18 protein-coding genes are annotated in these 20,017 nt (G+C 40.8%); 8 read left to right on the top strand and 10 right to left on the bottom strand.

Annotated elements, in window-relative coordinates; genetic code table 11:
• Window positions 1-61: 61 nt before the first annotated feature.
• From N693_RS0113845 to N693_RS0113830, 4 genes are all read left to right on the top strand, one after another.
• A complete protein-coding gene (locus tag N693_RS0113845) occupies window positions 62-709 on the top strand; it encodes a GntR family transcriptional regulator (RefSeq protein WP_025785424.1) in 648 nt (215 codons plus the stop codon).
• Between the two features lie 162 nt (window positions 710-871).
• Window positions 872-1,990, top strand: coding sequence for a M20 family metallopeptidase (locus N693_RS0113840; protein ID WP_025785423.1), 1,119 nt, complete (start codon window positions 872-874; stop codon window positions 1,988-1,990).
• Between the two features lie 33 nt (window positions 1,991-2,023).
• On the top strand, window positions 2,024-3,436 hold the full coding sequence (locus N693_RS0113835; RefSeq protein ID WP_025785422.1) for a YfcC family protein: 1,413 nt from the start codon (window positions 2,024-2,026) through the stop codon (window positions 3,434-3,436).
• Window positions 3,437-3,475: 39 nt separating this feature from the next.
• The gene (locus N693_RS0113830; protein WP_025785421.1) at window positions 3,476-4,699 is read left to right on the top strand and encodes a M20 family metallopeptidase; all 1,224 of its coding nucleotides are present in this window, start codon (window positions 3,476-3,478) and stop codon (window positions 4,697-4,699) included.
• A 99-nt stretch (window positions 4,700-4,798) separates the two neighbouring features.
• Here N693_RS0113830 and N693_RS0113825 read toward each other — a convergent pair whose 3' ends face one another.
• From N693_RS0113825 to N693_RS0113785, 9 genes are all read right to left on the bottom strand, one after another.
• Window positions 4,799-6,538 (bottom strand): CocE/NonD family hydrolase, encoded by a 1,740-nt coding sequence (locus N693_RS0113825; protein WP_025785420.1) that lies wholly within the window; start codon window positions 6,536-6,538, stop codon window positions 4,799-4,801.
• Window positions 6,539-6,617: 79 nt separating this feature from the next.
• Window positions 6,618-7,493, bottom strand: a complete 876-nt coding sequence (locus N693_RS0113820; protein ID WP_025785419.1) for a glycine betaine ABC transporter substrate-binding protein — start codon at window positions 7,491-7,493, stop codon at window positions 6,618-6,620.
• Window positions 7,494-7,514: 21 nt separating this feature from the next.
• Window positions 7,515-8,345 carry a proline/glycine betaine ABC transporter permease gene (locus tag N693_RS0113815; protein ID WP_025785418.1) on the bottom strand — a complete coding sequence of 277 codons (831 nt, stop codon included), beginning with the start codon at window positions 8,343-8,345 and terminating at the stop codon, window positions 7,515-7,517.
• Entirely contained in the window at window positions 8,342-9,565 is a 1,224-nt protein-coding gene (locus N693_RS0113810) for a glycine betaine/L-proline ABC transporter ATP-binding protein (RefSeq protein ID WP_025785417.1), read from the bottom strand. The genes N693_RS0113815 and N693_RS0113810 overlap by 4 nt, the downstream gene beginning before the upstream one ends.
• A gap of 68 nt (window positions 9,566-9,633) precedes the next feature.
• Window positions 9,634-10,104 (bottom strand): thioesterase family protein, encoded by a 471-nt coding sequence (locus N693_RS0113805; RefSeq protein WP_025785416.1) that lies wholly within the window; start codon window positions 10,102-10,104, stop codon window positions 9,634-9,636.
• Between the two features lie 25 nt (window positions 10,105-10,129).
• Entirely contained in the window at window positions 10,130-11,089 is a 960-nt protein-coding gene (locus N693_RS0113800; protein WP_037593374.1) for an L-carnitine dehydrogenase, read from the bottom strand.
• Window positions 11,086-11,982 (bottom strand): 3-keto-5-aminohexanoate cleavage protein, encoded by an 897-nt coding sequence (locus tag N693_RS0113795; protein ID WP_025785414.1) that lies wholly within the window; start codon window positions 11,980-11,982, stop codon window positions 11,086-11,088. The genes N693_RS0113800 and N693_RS0113795 overlap by 4 nt, the downstream gene beginning before the upstream one ends.
• A gap of 170 nt (window positions 11,983-12,152) precedes the next feature.
• Window positions 12,153-12,689, bottom strand: coding sequence for a TetR/AcrR family transcriptional regulator (locus N693_RS0113790; RefSeq protein ID WP_025785413.1), 537 nt, complete (start codon window positions 12,687-12,689; stop codon window positions 12,153-12,155).
• A gap of 259 nt (window positions 12,690-12,948) precedes the next feature.
• A complete protein-coding gene (locus N693_RS0113785) occupies window positions 12,949-13,539 on the bottom strand; it encodes a TetR/AcrR family transcriptional regulator (protein WP_025785412.1) in 591 nt (196 codons plus the stop codon).
• Between the two features lie 97 nt (window positions 13,540-13,636).
• Here N693_RS0113785 and N693_RS0113780 point away from each other — a divergent pair, with 97 nt between their 5' ends.
• The 4 genes from N693_RS0113780 (at window position 13,637) to N693_RS0113765 (ending at window position 18,126) form a co-directional block, all read left to right on the top strand.
• Window positions 13,637-14,188 carry a hypothetical protein gene (locus tag N693_RS0113780; protein ID WP_025785411.1) on the top strand — a complete coding sequence of 184 codons (552 nt, stop codon included), beginning with the start codon at window positions 13,637-13,639 and terminating at the stop codon, window positions 14,186-14,188.
• Between the two features lie 186 nt (window positions 14,189-14,374).
• The gene (locus N693_RS0113775; RefSeq protein WP_025785410.1) at window positions 14,375-14,638 is read left to right on the top strand and encodes a hypothetical protein; all 264 of its coding nucleotides are present in this window, start codon (window positions 14,375-14,377) and stop codon (window positions 14,636-14,638) included.
• Window positions 14,639-14,758: 120 nt separating this feature from the next.
• Complete coding sequence (locus tag N693_RS19325) at window positions 14,759-15,052, top strand: MarR family winged helix-turn-helix transcriptional regulator (RefSeq protein WP_172643595.1); 294 nt, start codon at window positions 14,759-14,761, stop codon at window positions 15,050-15,052.
• Window positions 15,053-15,621: 569 nt separating this feature from the next.
• The gene (locus N693_RS0113765; RefSeq protein WP_025785409.1) at window positions 15,622-18,126 is read left to right on the top strand and encodes a LuxR C-terminal-related transcriptional regulator; all 2,505 of its coding nucleotides are present in this window, start codon (window positions 15,622-15,624) and stop codon (window positions 18,124-18,126) included.
• A gap of 119 nt (window positions 18,127-18,245) precedes the next feature.
• Here N693_RS0113765 and N693_RS0113760 read toward each other — a convergent pair whose 3' ends face one another.
• A complete protein-coding gene (locus tag N693_RS0113760; RefSeq protein WP_051508748.1) occupies window positions 18,246-19,892 on the bottom strand; it encodes an S-layer homology domain-containing protein in 1,647 nt (548 codons plus the stop codon).
• Window positions 19,893-20,017 lie beyond the last annotated feature (125 nt).

Raw genomic sequence — 20,017 nt, 5'->3', positions numbered from 1 at the left:
AAATTGAATTTTTACAAATAATCTATATAATAGAGGTCAAAAAGATATTGAGGTTTTAAAAATGAAAAACTATTTGTCGTTAACAGATCATGTCTACAATTACATCGTCGAGCAAATCAATAACGGAACGCTCACAGCTAGTAATAAAGTAAATGAGAACGCTATTTGTGATGCTTTGAAAGTAAGTCGAACGCCCGTGCGAGAAGCACTGATTCAACTATCGTCAGAAGGTTTGTTAGAAAATATCCCTCGAAAAGGATTTATCATCAAGAGCTTGACTACTGAGGAAGCTAAAGAAACGTATTTGATCATCGGCGCATTAGATGGTCTAGCTGCTTCCTTGACAACACATTTGTTAACAGACAAACACCTGAAGGAAATGGAGTTCTATATTGAAAGTATTGATTTGGCTATTAATACCGGAAATTTCTCCATGTATCACAAAATGCAGGAATCGTTTCATAATGTCTATTTGTCCATTTGCCCGAATAAGAGTCTTGTCACTTTGTTATTACAGTTAGAAAAGAAGTTTTTAAAGACGTTTGATTGGATGGAAGACCCGATATGGACAGCCAACAAGTTGAGAGAAACAAATCATGAACATCGTAAAATGCTTGAATTATTCAGAGAAGGCAAATCGACTGAATTAGAAAGTTACTTGAAGGAAGTTCATTGGAATGCTGAAAAAGCTGAGCTTATTCCCCTATAACTAAAAAACAGCCTGTTAAAAAAATCTGCATCTCTATGCGGATTTTTTTTATTGTAAAAAATAAAATATAATGTACAATATACAATATAATTAATTAACTAACAGTTCAGACTCACGAACCAATTGTTAGGAAATTGAAAACCGCTAGGAGGCACACAAATAATGAATAGTCATAATTTTGAATTAGCAAAGCAACTGCGTCATGATTTGCACCAACATCCTGAACTCTCGAACGAAGAAGTATGGACCAAACAATACTTAATGGATTTTTTGAAAACGCATACAACTCACTTTGAGATAGTAGATAAAGGGACTTGGTTCTACGCTATTTATCGTGCAGGAGTGGGTAAACCATCCATTGCCTTCCGAGCCGATTTTGATGCCCTACCAATGGACGAAGTCATCGATATCCCCTGGGCATCTCAATATCCTGGAAAAGCGCATAAGTGCGGACATGATGGACATTCAGCAACACTGGCAGCGTTTGCGCTCGAAGTTGATCAAAACGGGGCAGACCAAAATATTTTCTGTCTCTTCCAACCTGCTGAGGAAACTGGGGATGGAGCCAAACAATGTGTAGAATTCATCGACGAGCACCAGATTGATGAAATTTACGCCTATCACAATATGAGTGGTCTTCCATTTAAAACAGTTGCTGTTAAAGATGGCACGATGTTGTGTGCTTCTAAAGGAATGACGATTCAATTAACGGGTTCTCCCGCTCACGCAAGTCAACCCGAAAATGGTAAGAACCCTGCACTTGCAATCTCATATATCGTACAAGAGATTCCGAAATTCATTTCACCAGAACTTAATGAGGGACTAGTTCTTTGTACGGTTGTCCAAATCGATTTAGGCGAAAAAGCTTTTGGAATGTCCGCATCGAAAGGTACGATTCGCTTGACCATTCGCGCCCTACATGAAAAAGAGATGGACCGACTTCAAAAAAACCTAGAAAACTTTGCAACAGCGCAAGCAAAAGAATATGGTTTGCAAGTTGCATTCGAGTACCAAGATGAGTTCCCTGAAACAGCGAACGCTAAAGAGTGTTCCGATGAAATCCGTCGTAGCGCAAAAGATAATGAGATGGAAATCATCGAATTAGAAGATGCATTCCGTGGTTCTGAAGACTTCGGACATTTTACAAAGTTGACAAAAGGAGCCTATTGCTTCGTGGGAAATGGTGAAAATTATCCAAATCTTCATACGAGCGAGTATGATTTCAGGGATGAATTGATCGAAACTGGGGTTGCACTTTTTAAAGGAATCGCAAGAATCTAAAGTTCATCGATATGGGGAATTGGGGGAAATTGAATGTCACAGAAGGATAAGCGCAAGGGGTTTAACTTTCCACACGTATACATCATGTTTTTACTCGTTATGCTGCTAGTAGTAGCTTTGTCATGGATTGTACCTAGTGGACAATATGAACGCGTGGTCGACCCTGAAACGGGAATTGAGCAACTGAACACAGATGTTTTCAATTATGTCGAACAAGAAAATGCAATTGGATTTATGGATTTCTTTTCGGCTCTCCACAATGGGGTTGTGCAATCTGCCGACATCATTGTTATGTTGCTTTTTGCCAGTGGTGCTCTCTATCTTCTTGAAAAGTCTGGTGCGATTGCGGCTGGGATTCACAAACTACTGCGAGTTGCTGCTGGAAAAGAAAAACTAATTATTTTTGTTTTACTCACTGTATTCGCGATTATGGGAACAATCGGTTTCGGTGAAGGTGGAATTCCGTTCATCCCACTGGCAATGGCTGTTGTCATGGGAATGGGGTATGACCGAATCACGGCATTTGCTACATCCACAATGGGACTAGCGATCGGATTCACTGCAGGTGCGGTGAACTTCTATACGACAGGTGTCAGTCAATCGATAGTGGGCTTGCCTATCTATTCCGGTCTTACGTTCCGGATTTCCTCTCTTGTAATCTTCATTGCGATCACCATAGTGTACATTCTTCGATATGCGAACAAAACGAAGGCAGACCCAATGAAAAGTATTGTCGCAGACGAATATTTAGCACACTTGGAAGATGCAAAAACAGCTACTTATGAAGAAGAACCATTAACATGGCCTCGAAAAATTGCGTTACTTGGATTAGTTGCTGTGTTAGTTGGTAGTGCATATGGTGCGATTCAACTCGGTTGGGGAATGCCTCAATTGTCAGCAGTCTATGCGATTTATGCAGTATTTTTAGTCCTCATCTTGCGTTTGTCACCGAGTGAAGCAGCAGCGGATTTTGGTATTGGCGCTTCAAGACTTCTGCCAACAGCTCTCGCTATCGGATTTGCACGCTCTGTAATGATCCTGATGACACAAGCTGAAATTATAGATTCAGCAGTACACGCATTGGCTGGACTTTTAAACAACACCGGATCCGTTGTAACATTGTTTGTACTGTTCCTGGTTGTTATCTTCTTCAACTTCTTTGTTGTTTCTGGAAGTGGAAAGGCATTAATTTTGATGCCAATCATGGGACCTTTAGGAAAGATACTTGGCATTAACCAGCAAGTAATGGTTGTTGTCTACCAATTCGGTGATGGGTTCACGAATTACTTGTGGCCAACTTCGGGTGGATTAATGGCTGCACTCGGAATGTCGAATGTGAATTATGCGGATTGGGTGAAGTTCTCGTGGAAGTTATTCATGATTCTCCATTTCGTAGCGTTCATTTTAATAGTTATTGCTCAGTATATCGGACTTGGACCAAGCTAACATTGGAATCATTAGTACGTAAACAAAGGAGATGTTTTCATGACGAGTACTGTAGAAAATTCGATGACGTTAGAAGAACAGATAATCCAAGATCGTCGGTATTTGCATCAAAATCCGGAACTTGGATTTGACTTACCTAATACGCAGCGCTTCATACAACGGCGGTTGGACGAAATTGGGATTGACCACAGGCCATGTGGAAAAGTTCCCGATGAAGTTCGGAAAAAGTATGCACGTGCTGGTTTTGCTGAGCAAGCGAATTGTACAGGAGTGATTGCAACGATTGGTTCAGGATCGCCTTGTATTCTATTACGTGCAGACATGGATGCCCTACCTATTGAAGAAGAGGTAGAATCGGAGTTCAAGTCAACAAAACCAGGCCATATGCATGCATGTGGACACGATTCGCACGTTGCCATGCTGCTTGGCGCTGCTCAGATTTTGAAAGACCAGGAAGCTGAACTTCAAGGGACTGTGAAATTATTCTTCCAGCCTGGTGAAGAATGGGGATATGGTTCGAAGCTGATGATTGACGACGGCGCTCTTGAAAATCCGAAAGTGGATGCAGCGTTCGGGATTCACATCATGCCTGACCAGGAAGCTGGCACCCTCTCTGTTACGAAGGGGACCATCACCCAAGCCATGGATTCGTATATTGTCGATATTAAAGGGTACGGCGGTCATAGTTCTCAGCCGCATAAGACGATTGACGCCAATATGATTATGAACCAGCTGTATACAAGCCTGAATCTGCTCATGACACGCGAATCGGATCCGAAACAGAATGTGACGTTTTCCGTTGGTTCAATGAGTGGGGGTACCGTAACCAATGTCATTCCTGAAAGAGCTGTATTAAGTGGAAACATGCGTAGTTTCGACCAAGCAACACGTGATCATTTGTGCGAAAGGATTCCAGAGATGATTGACCACGTCGTGAAAGCATGGCGCGGAGAATATACAATCACAGAATTCCATACACCTACAACATATAACGATCCTACCTTTGTCGATCAAATCAGTGGTTCACTTGCAACCGTAATGGGATCTGAAAACATAGTGGACTTGGGAGCCATCAATGGTTCTGAAGACTTTTCATATATATCTCAAAGTGTTCCCTCTGCATTTGTCATTTTGGGTACAGGTAAAGAAGGAGAAGCACCCGTTCACAATCCACGAATGATCCAAGATGAAAGCATCTTCAAGTACGGAGCGGAACTGCATGCAAAAGTTGCAATGGATTGGTTGAAGAGTCAACATAAGTGAGTCCCATCTGATTGTAAAAAAGCAACCGCTACTGGATTCCAGGGGCAGTTGCTTTTTGTATATTTCCTTACAGAAATCTCTTTTGTTTTTGGGGAATTCTTAATGCGGGATGACGGGCAAGATGATATGAGTTGGATACTCTGCACCATGATGAATGACTTGATTAGCCTTCACCATTTCCACCGTATCTTTTGTCGTGTTTCCGGTATTCGGATTGACCTCATATCGCGGGAAATTACTCGATGCAATTTCGAGTCGGATAGAGTGTCCCGGTAAAAACACATTACTGGTAGCCCATAAATCAATCTCGTATTCTACTACTTCCCCTGAAAGTGGGGATGCTTCAATCCCCTTTTTTCTGTACTTCGCCCGAACAATTCCATCTGCCAGGTTATATGCAGTGCCGTCCGGCAAAACGTCTACTAATTTTGCAGTGAAATCTGTATCTACTGCATCTGATGACGCCCATAATACCACTTTAATCCACCCCGTCACTTCTAAAGGTTCTGATAATGGTTTGGTTGTGAAAACAGCTACATCACTTCGAGACTCAATCTCTTTCTGATCTCGCGGACCTGAATTTCTTCCTTTGTAGAATAACGTCCCCCCGCCGTGGCTTGATATAGGATTTTCCGGATCATGTACATACTGATTTTCACTTGCTTCTGCAGGTTTTGTCCACGTTAAACGCCCGGAAGAATTGTCCGTGTTCGCAAGCCTATCACTTTCTGTATACAATGGGGTATACTCCGTCCTCTTCAATGGCCATTCTTTTTCAGAGCGCCATTCGTTGATTCCCATAACAAATAGCTTAACAGGGTCTTCAGACTCAGGAATACTGACATGCTCTTCCTTCAACCAATAATTGAACCAATCAATGTGAAGCGAGGTAATATCATCTTTACCTTCAATCGAATGGCCAGAAGCGTATGTTCCAAAAGCACGTTCTCCAATATCTGAATCCACGTATCCATGAGACCACGGTCCAATGATTAGTTTTTGGTTGTGCTGTGGATTTTGCATATCTTCAAAGTTTTTTAAAGTTGGAGCTAAATGGCTGTCATACCAACCACCTAGATGATACGCAGGGAGTTGAACCGTACCGTTTTCCTCCAGTCGCTTCGCTGTTTCTAGTTGCATCTCTTGTTGGAATTCACCCAGGAAATACTTATTAAAGAACGGAACTAATTCAGGATGTTTTTGAATAGGTTCCCAATTATTATAAGGAACCGTTTTGTGATGCTCTTCGATATGCTCCAAATCATATGCAATTTCTTTCAACGACGCTTCGTAATTTTCAGTCCCTATTCGCTTCAAATAATCATAACTAATTGAATCCAACATCCATGTTTGAGCCGAAGCTAATTCAACGATTCCATTCCGTGAGAACATTTCACTTTCAGATACATTCCCCGTCATCGCAGGGAACAGTACTTTAAGAGAAGGAGGACGTTCCAGAGCTGCATACAGTTGTGTAAATCCATAATATGAAAGTCCGAACATGCCAACTTTCCCATTGGAATACGGTAATTTCGCAGCCCATTCCACTGTGTCATAACCATCCTCAAACTCTTGAATGAACGGTGCAAACTCGCCTTCTGATGCAAAGCGGCCCCTAACATCTTGAATGATAACGACGTATCCGGCTAGCGCAATCCGGATGGGGTCAATATATCGATGCGAAAAATCAGGCAAATTCTTATTGTACGGCAATCGAGTCAAAACTACTGGATATTCCCCATCATCTGCTGGACGATAAATATTCGCATATAACGTCACACCATCTCGCATTTTACTAGGCACTTCGCGGTCCAATATCACCTGTTCAGTTGTTACCATGTCAAAACATCCTTTCGTTTTTGATAAAGGAAAGTCCTGCATGAAGGTGATAACTCTCTCTTCACACAGGACCTAACCATTACTTACCTAACATTTCATCCACTTTGTCTTGGTTGTTGTCGATCCATTCTTGAGCCACGACTTCTGGGTCTGTTCCTTCATTTTCAATTGTTTCAATCATATTTTCCACATCATCAATTGAGATATTCCAATTGCTTAAGAAGTCATAGACGTCGGTGTTGTTCTTTTTCAACTCTTTGTTTGTAATCACTTTAACTGAGGCAGTCTCGAAGAAATTTTGTTCGTCGTCGAGCACTTTTAGGTCAAACTTATTGAACATAGTATGTGGACGCCATCCGAAGAACACGACAGGTTGTTTGCTCGACATATTGCGTTGTGCTTGTGCTAGCATGCCACCCTCAGATGAGTTCACTTGCTTTAAATCCAATTCATACCCTTTAATCATGTCGTTAATAATTCCTGTTGCGCTTGCCCCATCTTCAATTCCGTACATTTCGTTATTGAATTGTTTTTCTTTTCCCTTAATGTCACTCACGCTATTAATGTCTTTCATATAAGTCGGGACCACCATACCCGTTGGGACATCGTCATAACTTACAGCAGTTACATCAATATTATCTTTATACTTTTCAATATGCTGTTCGTGTGCTGGTAACCACGCATCCATGAATACGTCAATGTCACCACGTGAAAGTCCGATGTAGACGTTTCCAGCATCTGCTTTAATTTCTTTCACTTCATATCCCATATCCTCGATGATCAGCTTAGCAATCTTTGTTGGTGGAACTGTACTCGTCCAAGGTGTCACACCAAAGGTAATAGTTTTGTCTTCACTTGCATTAGCAGCAGAACCATCTTTACTATCGTCCGATCCACAGGCACCTAGTACTAACATCGACGCTGCTAATAAACTTCCTAACACTTTTTTCTTCAATACAATCTCTCCTCTTTAAATTTAAGATTTCGTTCCTATACTTTGTGTTATTCGGTCCAAGATAATCGCGAGTACAACGATTGCCAATCCACCTGTCAATCCAAGTCCAACGTTTACCGTTGAAATACCCGTCAATACCGTATCTCCGAGTCCAGGTGCACCGATCATAGACGCGATAACCGCCATGGAAAGGGATAACATCATTGTCTGGTTTACACCTGCCATGATCGTCGGAACTGCTAAAGGCAACTGCACTTTCAACAACAATTGCCATTTAGTAGAACCGAATGCTTTGGATGCTTCAATCACTTCTTCTGGTGCTTGTCTAATACCGAGACTTGTCATTCGAACTGCTGGTGGAGTAGCGAATACGAATGTTGCAATAATAGCTGGGACACTCCCAAGCCCGAATAATAAAATCGCCGGAATGAGGTAGACAAAACTTGGTAACGTTTGCATGAAATCCAATATTGGGCGGACAATTCGATCCGCTGTCTTGTTCAATGCCGTCAAGATCCCGACTGGAATTCCAATCCCCACTGAAATAATTGTAGAGACGATGACAATAGACACCGTTTGTATAGACTCCGACCACAAATCTACGGCTCCGATGTAAAATCCGCCAATTAAAGCGAATAGGGCAAGCCCTTTTCCTGAAGCCTTCCAAGCGACGAGTACAATTAAAACGACGAGTACCTCAGCAGGGATAAAAAGTAAAAACGATGTGACAATTTCGATGAATGCGCGTAAAATGTCACTGATTTTGTCGAAGAAACCGGCAGTATTTGGGAGGAGCCAGTTGTCCACAAAATTATTTGTATAATCTTCTATAGGTAATTCGAAGTATTTCATCGTGACGTCACCTCACTCGTTTCAGTCTCCAGGTCATTCTCCACTTCCTTCCCAAGTACAAGACCTGACAGGATTGATACACGAGAAATGATTCCTAATAGCTTGTTGTCTTCCACAACAGTAATTGGATATTTGGAGTCTACAGCGATTTCAATGAGTTCACTCAGTGGAGTAGTAGGAGGTACGGATAGTACGTCTTGAATCAAGATGTCTTTTAGTGGAATATCTTCTTTATATGCTTTAATTGTGTCGTCAATCGTCAGCAATCCCTTGAACTCATCGTCTTTACCGACAACAAAAATACTGGATGCTCCAACCTCTTCCATCTTTCGAATCGCCATCCGATGTCCGTCTTTATGCGTCATGACAACCTCAGGACGCTTCATCACATGAGAGGCTTCTAAAATCTTTGAACGATCGACGTCTCTTACAAAATCTGCTACATAGTTATCTGCCGGGTTTTCTAGAATTTGCTCAGCAGATCCCATTTGAACAATAGCGCCATCTTTCATAATTGCAATTCGATCTCCTAGTTTCAGAGCTTCGTCCAAATCATGGGTAATAAACAAGATTGTCTTGCCAAGCTTACTTTGCAAACTGATCAGTTCGTTTTGCATTTCTTTTCGGATAATAGGATCGAGTGCACTGAAGGCTTCATCCATCAACAGAATATCTGCATCATTCGCCAATGCGCGAGCGATACCGACCCGTTGCTGCATACCACCACTTAGTTCTGTAGGATAACTAGCCTCATAGCCTTTCAAACCCACATCTTCTAGCGTTTTGCGTGCCTTTGCTTCTCGTTCTTCTTTTTTCATACCTTGGATTTCTAATCCATATGCAACATTACTCAGGATGGTACGGTGCGGCAGAAGTCCGAAATTCTGAAACACCATGCCTAGCTTCTTCCGTCGAGTATTCAATAAATCAGCCGTATTCATTTTCGTCAAATTTTCGCCATCAATCAGAATTTCTCCACTCGTCGGTTCGATTAACCGATTGACTAAACGAATCAGGGTGGATTTCCCACTTCCGGATAGTCCCATAATGACGAAAAACTCTCCTTCTTCAACGCTGAATGTCGCTTTATTAACTCCGACTGTCATTCCTGTTTTCTTCAGGATTTCAGACTTTTCACGACCCTCTTCTAATAACTTCATTCCTTGTAAAGGATGTGAACCAAATATTTTAGTTAAATCTTTCACTTCAATTTTACTCATTATATTTCCCCTTTAGCAGTAGCCAGCGAAAAGAAGAACTTGCGTTGAACGCGAAGTTGAATGAGTACTTAGCGTCTAATGCCAATTCTCCGACCTGCTTGTTTTGGAAGTTCCAACTGACTATCTGTACTTGCGATTTTTTCTACATTGTGTGCAATGGAATCTGGAAACGGACCTGGCTTTCCAGTATCCGTATTCACGCCCATCAACATTTGTTCACTCGTTGCAACAAGTTGTTGCTCACTGTTCCACATATTGAAAAAGATATGTACTCTCTTTTCATCTGTATCTAGTAGTTGCGTCGTAAGGGTTAACCGTTCTCCTTCATCTGCTTCTAATAGAAAACAAATATGTGTTTCTAAAGTAAAGAGCGTATAACTATGCGTGGTACGCGCTTGCTCATGTAAGCCAATATGCTCCATAAATGCATCCACAGCCAAACTGAATACCTTTGAATATGCAGCATCGTTCATATGACCGTTATAATCGACCCATTCTTCCTTCACGATGCTCGAATACGTAAAAGTTGTCTTCTCCATATGAGAAATCCCCTGTTCCAACTAATTATTTCACTGCTGCTGATGGCTCATGCCAATACTCTTCAACTAAATCGAGTAGTTTGACAAGGAACTCATTACGTTTGACTTCCAATTCATAGACTGAACGATCGCCCGCGTGAGTTTCACACCCCTCAATTACTTTTTCTTTCAACTCATCAGTTAATTCAGGTGCTTCGAGTTTCGTCCAAGGTAATTTCAACGCAGGACCAAACTGTTCAAGCATATGTCGCATCCCTTGCTCGCCACCCGCTAAATGGAAAGTTAAAAATGGTCCCATTTGTGCCCAACGTAAGCCTGCACCATAGATTATCGATGCATCAATTTCTTTCGTTGTCGCAATACCATCATTCACTAAATGGAGGGCTTCACGCCAAAGAGCTTCCATTAGACGGTCTGCTATATGCCCTTCAATTTCTTTCTGGACAATCAACGGTTTCATGTTAATGGATGTATAAAATTCGTTTGCACGCTCAATAACAGCAACATCTGTTTGTTGTCCCGCAACCAATTCTACTAGCGGTAAAATGTAAACTGGATTGAATGGATGTGCTACAATCATGCGACCAGGATTTTTTAAATCGGCTTGCAACTGACTTGGCATGATTCCAGATGTGCTAGAAGCGATGATTGCATCTGGTTCAGCGAATTGGTCGATTTCAGCAAGAACACTTTTCTTTAAGTCTTCCCGCTCCGGCACGTTTTCTTGGATTACCCCGGCATTCTTCACGGCTTCTTCAATTGTTTGTACAAAAGTGATTCGATCAGGTGACGCTCCTTCTGCTAATCCAATATGTTGTAAGGATGGCCACGCTTGTTGAATTGATGCTTGAGTACGTTGCTCGGCCCCTTCACTCGGGTCAAACGCGACGACATCTAGTCCTTGTGCTAAAAAACGGGAAATCCACCCATTACCAATGACACCTGTGCCAATTACGGCTACTTGTTTCGTTGTAGTCATTCTCATTTCTTCGTACCTCCTAGCGGGTCACGCAAGTTGTAAAATACTCTAGCTTCTTGTGGCGTCATCGGTTCAATTCCGTTACTTTGCAACATTGTAACCGCTTTATCGACAAGCTGTTCGTTACTCGCTAAAACTCCTTTTGAGAGATACAGATTATCTTCTAGCCCTACTCGTACATTTCCACCCAACATCGCACTTTGCATCGCCATTGGTAACTGCATACGTCCGATACCAAATGCTGACCAGTGCGCGTTTTCAGGCAATCGGTTTTTGAAGTACATGATTGTTTCAGCATCCGCTTCAGCACCCCAAGGAATTCCTAAACAAAATTGGAACATTGGATTTCCATCGATTAGGCCTTCGTTAATAAGCTGTTTCGCGAATCGTAAATGCCCTGTATCGAAACACTCCAGCTCTGGCTTTACACCACATTGTTGAATCAGTTTGGCTTGCTTTCGCAGCCACTCTGTCGGACTCATGTACACCATGTCTCCGAAATTCACACTCCCACAGTCGAGAGTACACATTTCCGGTAACAATTCTCCTACTGGATAATGTCGTTCATGAGGAGTTTGTATGAAGGTCCCGGTACCACCAGCAGCCGGAGCATCTAGGTTGGGAATGAAGTCTCCACCGCCGCCAGCCGTAATGTTAACGATTACATCTACTTCAGAATCACGAATCCTATCCATGATTTCGCGATAGTGCTCAACATCATGGCTGATTGCACCAGTCTTTGGATCACGAGCATGAATATGAGCAACCGTCGCTCCCGCTTTTGCGGACTCAATTGCAGATTCTGCAATTTCTTTCGGAGTCACTGGAACGAATTCATTAATTCCTGTCGTCTCACCTGCACCTGTTACAGCAGAGGTTAGAAGCACTTTGTTTTTCATATTTTATAGCACCCCTCTTAATTTCAACTCAAACACTATACCGTCCAGACGGTTTACGTATTCGAGATATTACTATACAGTTATGAGAATAATCTTTCAACCCCACTAGACAGCTAGCACTCTTTTCTGGCACACACAAAACAATCATGAAAGCTGACATTAAAGTATTTTCATTGTTTCGTCCATTCTTTTAATTTTTCATAAACCAGTTCTTTATACTCATCACTAATTGGGTTAATATCAAACAAATCTGCTAACCAAATACCATCAGAGGCTAATCGGATAATCGTTGCCATAATCGGATCAATCCCATCGGTTTCAATATCCCTTTGCCATTCAGAATACACTTCACGGATTGGACTCATTAGTTCAGGATTAATGGCCTTGGCAGCAAGTAAACCGGAATGCATATCTTTATTTGGATATCCTTTCTTAAAAGTCACGTCCACATATGCACGAGTCCATTTTCCAGCCTCTATCTCATCTTCTTCAGCATGTGTTGCGATTTTATTTCTATAATTATTAGCTAAATGTTCTACCATTTTTTCTACTAGGACTTCCTTGGATCGATAGTGATAGAGCAAGCCACCTTTACTAATTCCCGCTTCTTCTGCTACCGCCTCTATCGTTAAATGGAAAATCCCTCTTTCTGCAACAATGCGAGAAGCCGCATCCAAAATATCAATTTTCCGTGTATTCGCAGCCATTAGATTGCACCTCATTTCTTCAAGTACTTTTTACTGTACCATCCAGACGGTTTTCTTTCAACATGTGCTTCTACTCCACATCATTGTTTGTGATTAGTCACCCAATATAGTTTTTGATGAACGAAAAAGGACATTCAGATACTGAATGCCCTCTTTAATAATTTAACTGGCTGTATGTTCACATGAAAATTCAGTTCTTTTCAACCACGCTATATACCTTGTCGATTTCCTTCGCTTTTACAATTATAAATAAAAATGGTCAAGTCGTCACACAAATCGAGTCAATATGGTATTCAATCGTCTTCCTTATCAGCTCAGAATCCAATCGATCTGGATCCAATATCGCATGAATCGCAAGGCCATCAATCAGGCCATATAATCGCTCTGTTTCCATTTCCATCATACATTCTGGCCTCAATAACAGATTCTCTTCTAAAAAGTAAAGTAGGTTTTCTGTTATTTGCAAGTTCTGATCATCTGGCACCACTAGTGTATCGCTCCGATGTTTCACGTATGCGACAAATGCAAACCGTACTTCCATCTCAATTCTCGTAGTTGTATTGACAGGCACAATTTCTAAAATTATTGCAATTACTAACTCTCGTGGAGATAGGGACTTTTTCAGTACAGATTCTATCCGTTTCGTTGCTCGTTCTTGAACTAAATCCATAGCATATACTAGCAAGTCATCCTGGGTTTTGAAGTAATAACGAAGCGCTCCTAATGATAGTCCCGCTTCTTCCGCTATATTTCGTACTGTCGCTCCTTCCATCCCTTTATCCAAAATGACTCGCCACATAGCTTCTGCGATTGTATTTTTTCGTTCATCATGATTCACAATTTTAGGCATATCTTAGTTTAGAATAAGTTAATAAAACAGTTTTACTAAAAAGAATTTTTCTGTATACTCCGTTTTAATACAACTGCACTAAATTAGGAGGTTCTTCATGAATTTTGTTGCTTACATCATCATTGCATGTGAAATCAGCTTTTGGGCCGTCATCGCCATCGGCCTTACAGTCCGATATGTGTTCAAACAAAAACGGCTTGGTCTTTTTATTCTTGCTCTAATTCCTTTGATAGATGTCATTTTGTTATTGGTCACAGCAATTGACCTTTACCATGGAGCGACAGCGACCGTCGCACACTCCATCGCTCCACTTTACATCGGAATTTCCCTAGCATTCGGAAAAAGCATGATCCAATGGGCAGACGAACGATTTCAATATTACATTACCAAAAACGGGCCAAAACCAATTCGAAAAACAGGTTATCCGCATGCCACCCATTCTATGAAAGGTTCACTTCGCCATGTCTTTGCTTTCGCAATCGGGGCTCCCATGATCTTGTTTGTAAAATGGTACATCTATGCACCTGAGCGAACACAGGAGTTTGATAACACACTACGTCTTTGGGCGCTCATTTTAGTTATTGACCTTCTCATTTCAGCAAGCTATTTCATCTGGCCCCGTCCTAACCGTGCAACTAGTAAATATTAAAAGAAACAGGTCGTGCTTCCTTTCACATCCATTCAATCATCATGTCAACTATTCAGCTAAATATGACCTTACTCGATCGAAGCCAAAATGTTTTCTAGTAAAGCAAAACTTCCTTAAAGATATTAACTGTTTTTTCACACAATTATAAGCAAATAAGATATACTAGCAATAGGAGGTGCATTTACTTTGAAGAAATTCTTCCTTTCGTTAGTTAGTGGGAGTGTAATAGGAATCTTCCTATCCTTTCTATTCATGGATTATCAAAAAACAGGCTATGAAATTTATGATCAGGCAGGCATTGCCAAAAGAACGGTAAAAGACATGGATTTTGAATTCGTTTTCAATGCCTCTCTACTCATACTCGGGTTCACAGTAATTATCTACCTGATTTGGACGGTTATCGAAAAGAAAAAAGACGATACATTTTACAATGAATTCAATAAAAAATAAGGAGTGGTCCTAAAATGTCAAAAATGACTTTATTGGATCACTTCTTTTCTATTTGAAGACTTCGCTATACAAAGGTTGAAATTTAGCACACTAACTATATTTATGTATGGAGGGCACTTTATGATAGAAAGTGAATTCCGTATTCTATTACAAAACATTTCCATTCAAACTCGGAAGAATTATGCCCATGAGCTCCGTGAACTCGGTTTGCATATTGGTCAAGAGCTCGCATTATTTCACTTATGGGAGCAAGACGGGATCCCGCAAGCTAAATTAAGAAACAAAATCGGTTCAGTAGCCTCTACGATGAGCAATATGTTAAGAAAGCTTGAACAAGACGACATTGTAATTCGTAAACCTGATGAAGTCGATCATTGCATTTCGAATGTCTATCTTACAGAGAAAGGTAGATAGCTTGAAGAACCCATTAGAAAGATTTGGAGCGAACACGAAAAAACGTTGTTAAAAGGGATAGTGCCTGAAGAACTGTTACTTATTCGGAGAATCTAGGCTCAAATGTCGGAAAATTTAGTAGGAGATTGAAAAGAAGAAAGGATGCGTAACAAAACAGGCGTGTACAGAAATCCATTATGAAAGGTTTCTGCACATACCTCTACTAATATTGATATTCATTAATGCATGACTGATTTTCTTCGAGGCTTTCAGTTTTCAAATTTTCAATGGTTTTTCACACTCATTTTGCTCTTTGATTTTTTCACCTCACTTTCCCTCAGCAAACTTCAATGCGTCTTCTTCAGCCACCACATTACCAATGGTCTTATTTTCCCTACATGGAATAATCTTTTTCGCAGAAAAGTATTATTTTAGTACAATTCAAACTTTCAAGCATAAAAATTATAATATTGTTAAATATTGAACCTTCTGTATACTAGGATGAAAGACATCGTAATATCTTCATACATCTTTAAGAACGTCCTACAAAACATAATCCCCAAGATTGAGCTAGAAAGAGAGGTGATCCAATGTCAACCGTTCTTTTGCCTACAAAAACAGAAATCCCTAGTGGCTTACTTGATAACGTGGAGCGAACAAGATTATATGAATCGTTTAGAAATAACTCACAAAAAAAGGTAACGATTCTACGGGCTCCTGCCGGATATGGGAAAACAACATTATTGCTTCAGTGGCTCAAAATATCTCAAGAAAATGCTGCTTGGATTTCAATCGATAATACCGACAATGACCCTACTCGATTTTGGACTTATGTGTTGCATGCAGTTGCTAAAACGTGCCAAACAGATGTGGATCAAGTGCTTATCCACCTTTTGAAATCTTCTGATGAAATGACGTATGACTTTTTCATCGACTCCTTTATACAAGAAATTAGTATGTCTGGGATTCCCTTTTCCCTTGTCATGGATGATTACCACTTAATTGAAAATCGTTTTATTCATCGTATGATGACCAAGTTTATAGAATTGGCTCCTAGCAACGTCCACGTCTATCTGACATCTCGGACTGACTTGCCCCTGCCAATTGCACGATGGCGTGTCCACCAGTGGGTTACAGAATTCAACGAACCCCAGTTACGATTTACATTGGAAGAGGCTAAGGAATTTTGCGTCATTAAAAACTTGTCGATTCCAAGTAAAGAGACGCTTGAACGACTTATGGAACAAACTGAAGGGTGGATAGCTGGCCTACAACTTGCAAATTTAGCGAATCCTCTTGCCCCCACAGAACAGCTAAATCAAGATTCACGATCTCTTATTGATGAATTTTTAATACAGGAAATCCTGGCTCCACTTCCATTACTAACACAAGTTTTTCTTATACGTACTTCTCTACTCAACGTTCTTGAACCAGAACTTTGTAATCAGCTCACCGAAAGAACTGATAGTTATAAGTTGCTTGAAACGTTGGAAAGTATGGGTTTTTTTATCATCCGCCTTCAATCATCTAATCCCGTTTTTCGGTATCACCATCTATTTGCGGAAGCCTTGCAAGCTGAACTTAGAAAACGTTTCACATCAAAACAAGTCATAACAATTGTAGAAGAAACTGCTTCCCTTTTACATGACAAAGGCGATGTCATCTCTGCAATTGAACTCGCGCTAAAATATGAATGTTATGAGCTTGCGAGCGATTGGATCGTTCAACACCTTGTCCACCTTTTCTCATCCGGTCAGACAACCACCTTCATGCGCTGGATGCATCATTTGCGCAGCAACAACTTTAGCGTCCCACATGAAATGTTGGTGATGGGTGTCATAACTTCCATGTCGACCGGTGAAATCGCTGTTACTCAATCACTTATGATGGAACTCGAAATCCGTGAAAAGACCGAACAATGGATGGTACAAGAAGAGCATGCCGCCATAGCGTCTATTTATGAGTTTGTTCGGGCATTCGTAATTATTTCAACAGGGGGCGATTTGCAAGTTGCAAAGGAAATCATTCAGCGGCAAATGAACAATGATGCTATCCCTTCTCGTTGGGATGATGTACACATGAAATATAATGTTTTTGAATATAAACTTTTAAGAACTGCCATCGGTTCCAAAGGCAAAATGCCTTCTATGGAAGAAGGTGGCGAACTGGCAGAGCTATTTCGGAATACATCCTATCAAACGAGTAGCGTTACAGCATTTATATATGGTAACTCTGCAGAATCGTTATATGAGCGCAATTTAATTGAGTATGCCAAGAAAGAGTTAGAAGTGGCACTACAACAAGGCCATCAGCTCAATGATCCAGGCCTATTCATCCCTATGTATTTATTAAAAGCAAAGATTTACTTATCTGAAGGGAAGCTAACTTCAGCTCAATCCATGCTGACACAAGTCAAAGATATGGTCACCGAAAAACATTGGCTAACCTGTATTCGAATTATGCTAGCCTATTGTTCAATTATCGCTGGTGATAGTAGAAATGCCGAATTCGAATTACACGCTACGAAAACAAAACAACCTTTTTGGGAGCTTGTGTACACACGGTTATTGCTCATGAAACAACAACCTGAAAAGGCTCTTACGCTTCTCATCCAAACGAAAACAAAGGCACTGCAGGAAACTCAAATTGCGACACTTGTAGAAGCAACTGTACTTGAAGCGATTTGTCACAATCGACTGGGTAATTCAGAGACAGCACTTGAAGTTTTGCATGAAGCAATACAGTATGGCGCACCCTATTACTACATTCGAACATTTTTAGATGAAACTGAATTGCAGCCCCTTCTCAATCGTTATCTAACGCGTCTACAACAAAAAGGGCAGAGTGAGCAGTCCATTTCCTCTCATTATTTACAGCATCTACAACCTGCCAAACCTACAAGTGAATTGAAGCATCAAGCACTGACTCCACGGGAACAAGAGGTATTTTCCTTATTAGCAGACGGCATAACGAACCGAGAAATTGCTGAACAATTAAAGTTAACTGAAGGAACTGTAAGGGTCTATCTCTCATCTATTTATCAAAAACTCGAAGTCACATCGCGAGCAAAAGCCATACTCCTAAAATATAAGTAGTAGCTACGGGCTCTACAAAGACCTATTTGAGAAACTACTTCTACAGAAAAAGGGAGCCAATCTAGTAACTGATTGGTCCCCTTTTTTATTTTTGTAGTCCCCTAGATGATGTACAATGATTATCGCTTGAGTAACATTGAAAAGTTTACAAGGATTTTCGCTGATTCCCCACGTTTTGTTCCATCTGCAGGTAGGAATTTCCCATTCGATCCATGCACAATACCGAATTCGTGCAACATCGCAATCGAATTTTGCGCTTCTGTACCGTATCCGGAAATGTCTTTGTATGGTGCTGGTGATTTTGCAACGTATGGCTTCCCATTTACGAGCTCAAACGTTCTATTCAACATTGCTGCGAGTTGTACACGTGAGACAGGATCATTTGGTTTCAACTCTCCATTGACACCGTACACAATCCCATATTGAGATGCTGCTGCAATTTCAGATTGAATCTGTTCTGAGAAAAGACTAATATCTTTAAATGGTGCAGGCTGTGTTGGTTTAAGACCCAGTGTCCGAACAATAATTGAAGTGGCTTGGACGCGTGTCAACGTCTGTTCTGGTTTGAAGGTACCATCCGAATACCCCGAAACGATTCCCGCTTCCACTGCTTTTTCGATATAGGATTTTGCCCAGTGTTTTTGAATATCTTTAAAAAGAATCGGTGTTGGTGTTTCTGTTGCTTTCGTTGTCACCTTTGCCGTTGGATTTTCAGTAGATGCAACCTTGTCTTCGTTAACAGCTACCACTTTAAACTGATAATCTGTGTTCGCTTTAAGATTGGTTACATCATATGTGAGAACATCCGCGCCAACTTGACCTATGAGTTCGTCATTCATATAAATGCCATAGCCCATGATTTTTTTTGTATCCACTGCAGGCTTCCATGTAAGAGTTGCAGCGTCATCCCCTTTTAGTTGTGCAATTAACGCATCCTTAGGGATCCAAGAATAAGTAGCTTTCAGTTGCTTGCTAAACTCATCCGCAACCACTTTGTATCCTGCTTCGCTTAAGTGGATATTCGCTGAATTCGGTAAGTACGTCTTGTAATCCGTAGCAATTTGCTCACTTGTTGAAACGAATTCAGCAGGGGTTCCTTGCATGCCTGCTTGGATTGAGCCATTCAAACCTGCTAACAACTGTGCAAGTTGTGGCTGATAGTCAGCTGCAAGCGCTGGGAATGGATTATAGTACCCCATGACATACACTTGAACGTTTGGGTTAATTTCATAAATGACTTTTAAAATTTCATTATAATTCGTTCCGACTTGTTGAATTGCAGCTGTAAGCTCTGCCATATCGAATTGCGGAACACCTGTAGCAGGATCGATTTTGAAATGCTTTAGCATATCGTTCGCACCGACACTAATTGTAATCAGGTTGGCTTCTTGAATAGCTTGATGCAATTCCAACGTCTTACCTTCTTGCCCAATCCCTACAACTGGTTTAGTAACATTGTCTTTCAAGTCTTTTAATACATCTGGAGCTGTATAGCCTGGGTAAGCAAATCCTTTATTCGAAGTTGCGAGCATCTTCATTTCTTGCAAAGAATCAGCTAAATAATCGGGATATCCTTTTCCAGGTAACCCATCTGAACTAATACCAAATGCCAACGAATCCCCTAATGCCAAATAATTGACAGGCTTCACCCATGTAGGACCATTCGCATCAGTTTCCGCCGCGTGGGACTGCAACGGCAATGCGACGAATTGAAGAATTAACACGAGAACAAAAACAAAACGAAATTTCTTCATAGATTGAATCATTAACAAACCTCCTAGTCTAATTGGTTCCAATGCGCACAATAATGGTACACTTACAAGTATATGTATAAGTAAATCAGCTAACTACTGAGGAATGTTAATAGTTTGTAATAAAGTTTTGAGCTTCT

The organism is Sporosarcina sp. D27 (genome assembly GCF_000586555.1).
GTDB lineage: Bacteria > Bacillota > Bacilli > Bacillales_A > Planococcaceae > Sporosarcina.
The sequence above is the reverse complement of the archived record's forward strand: the minus strand, read 5'-3'. Positions and strand labels throughout refer to the sequence as shown.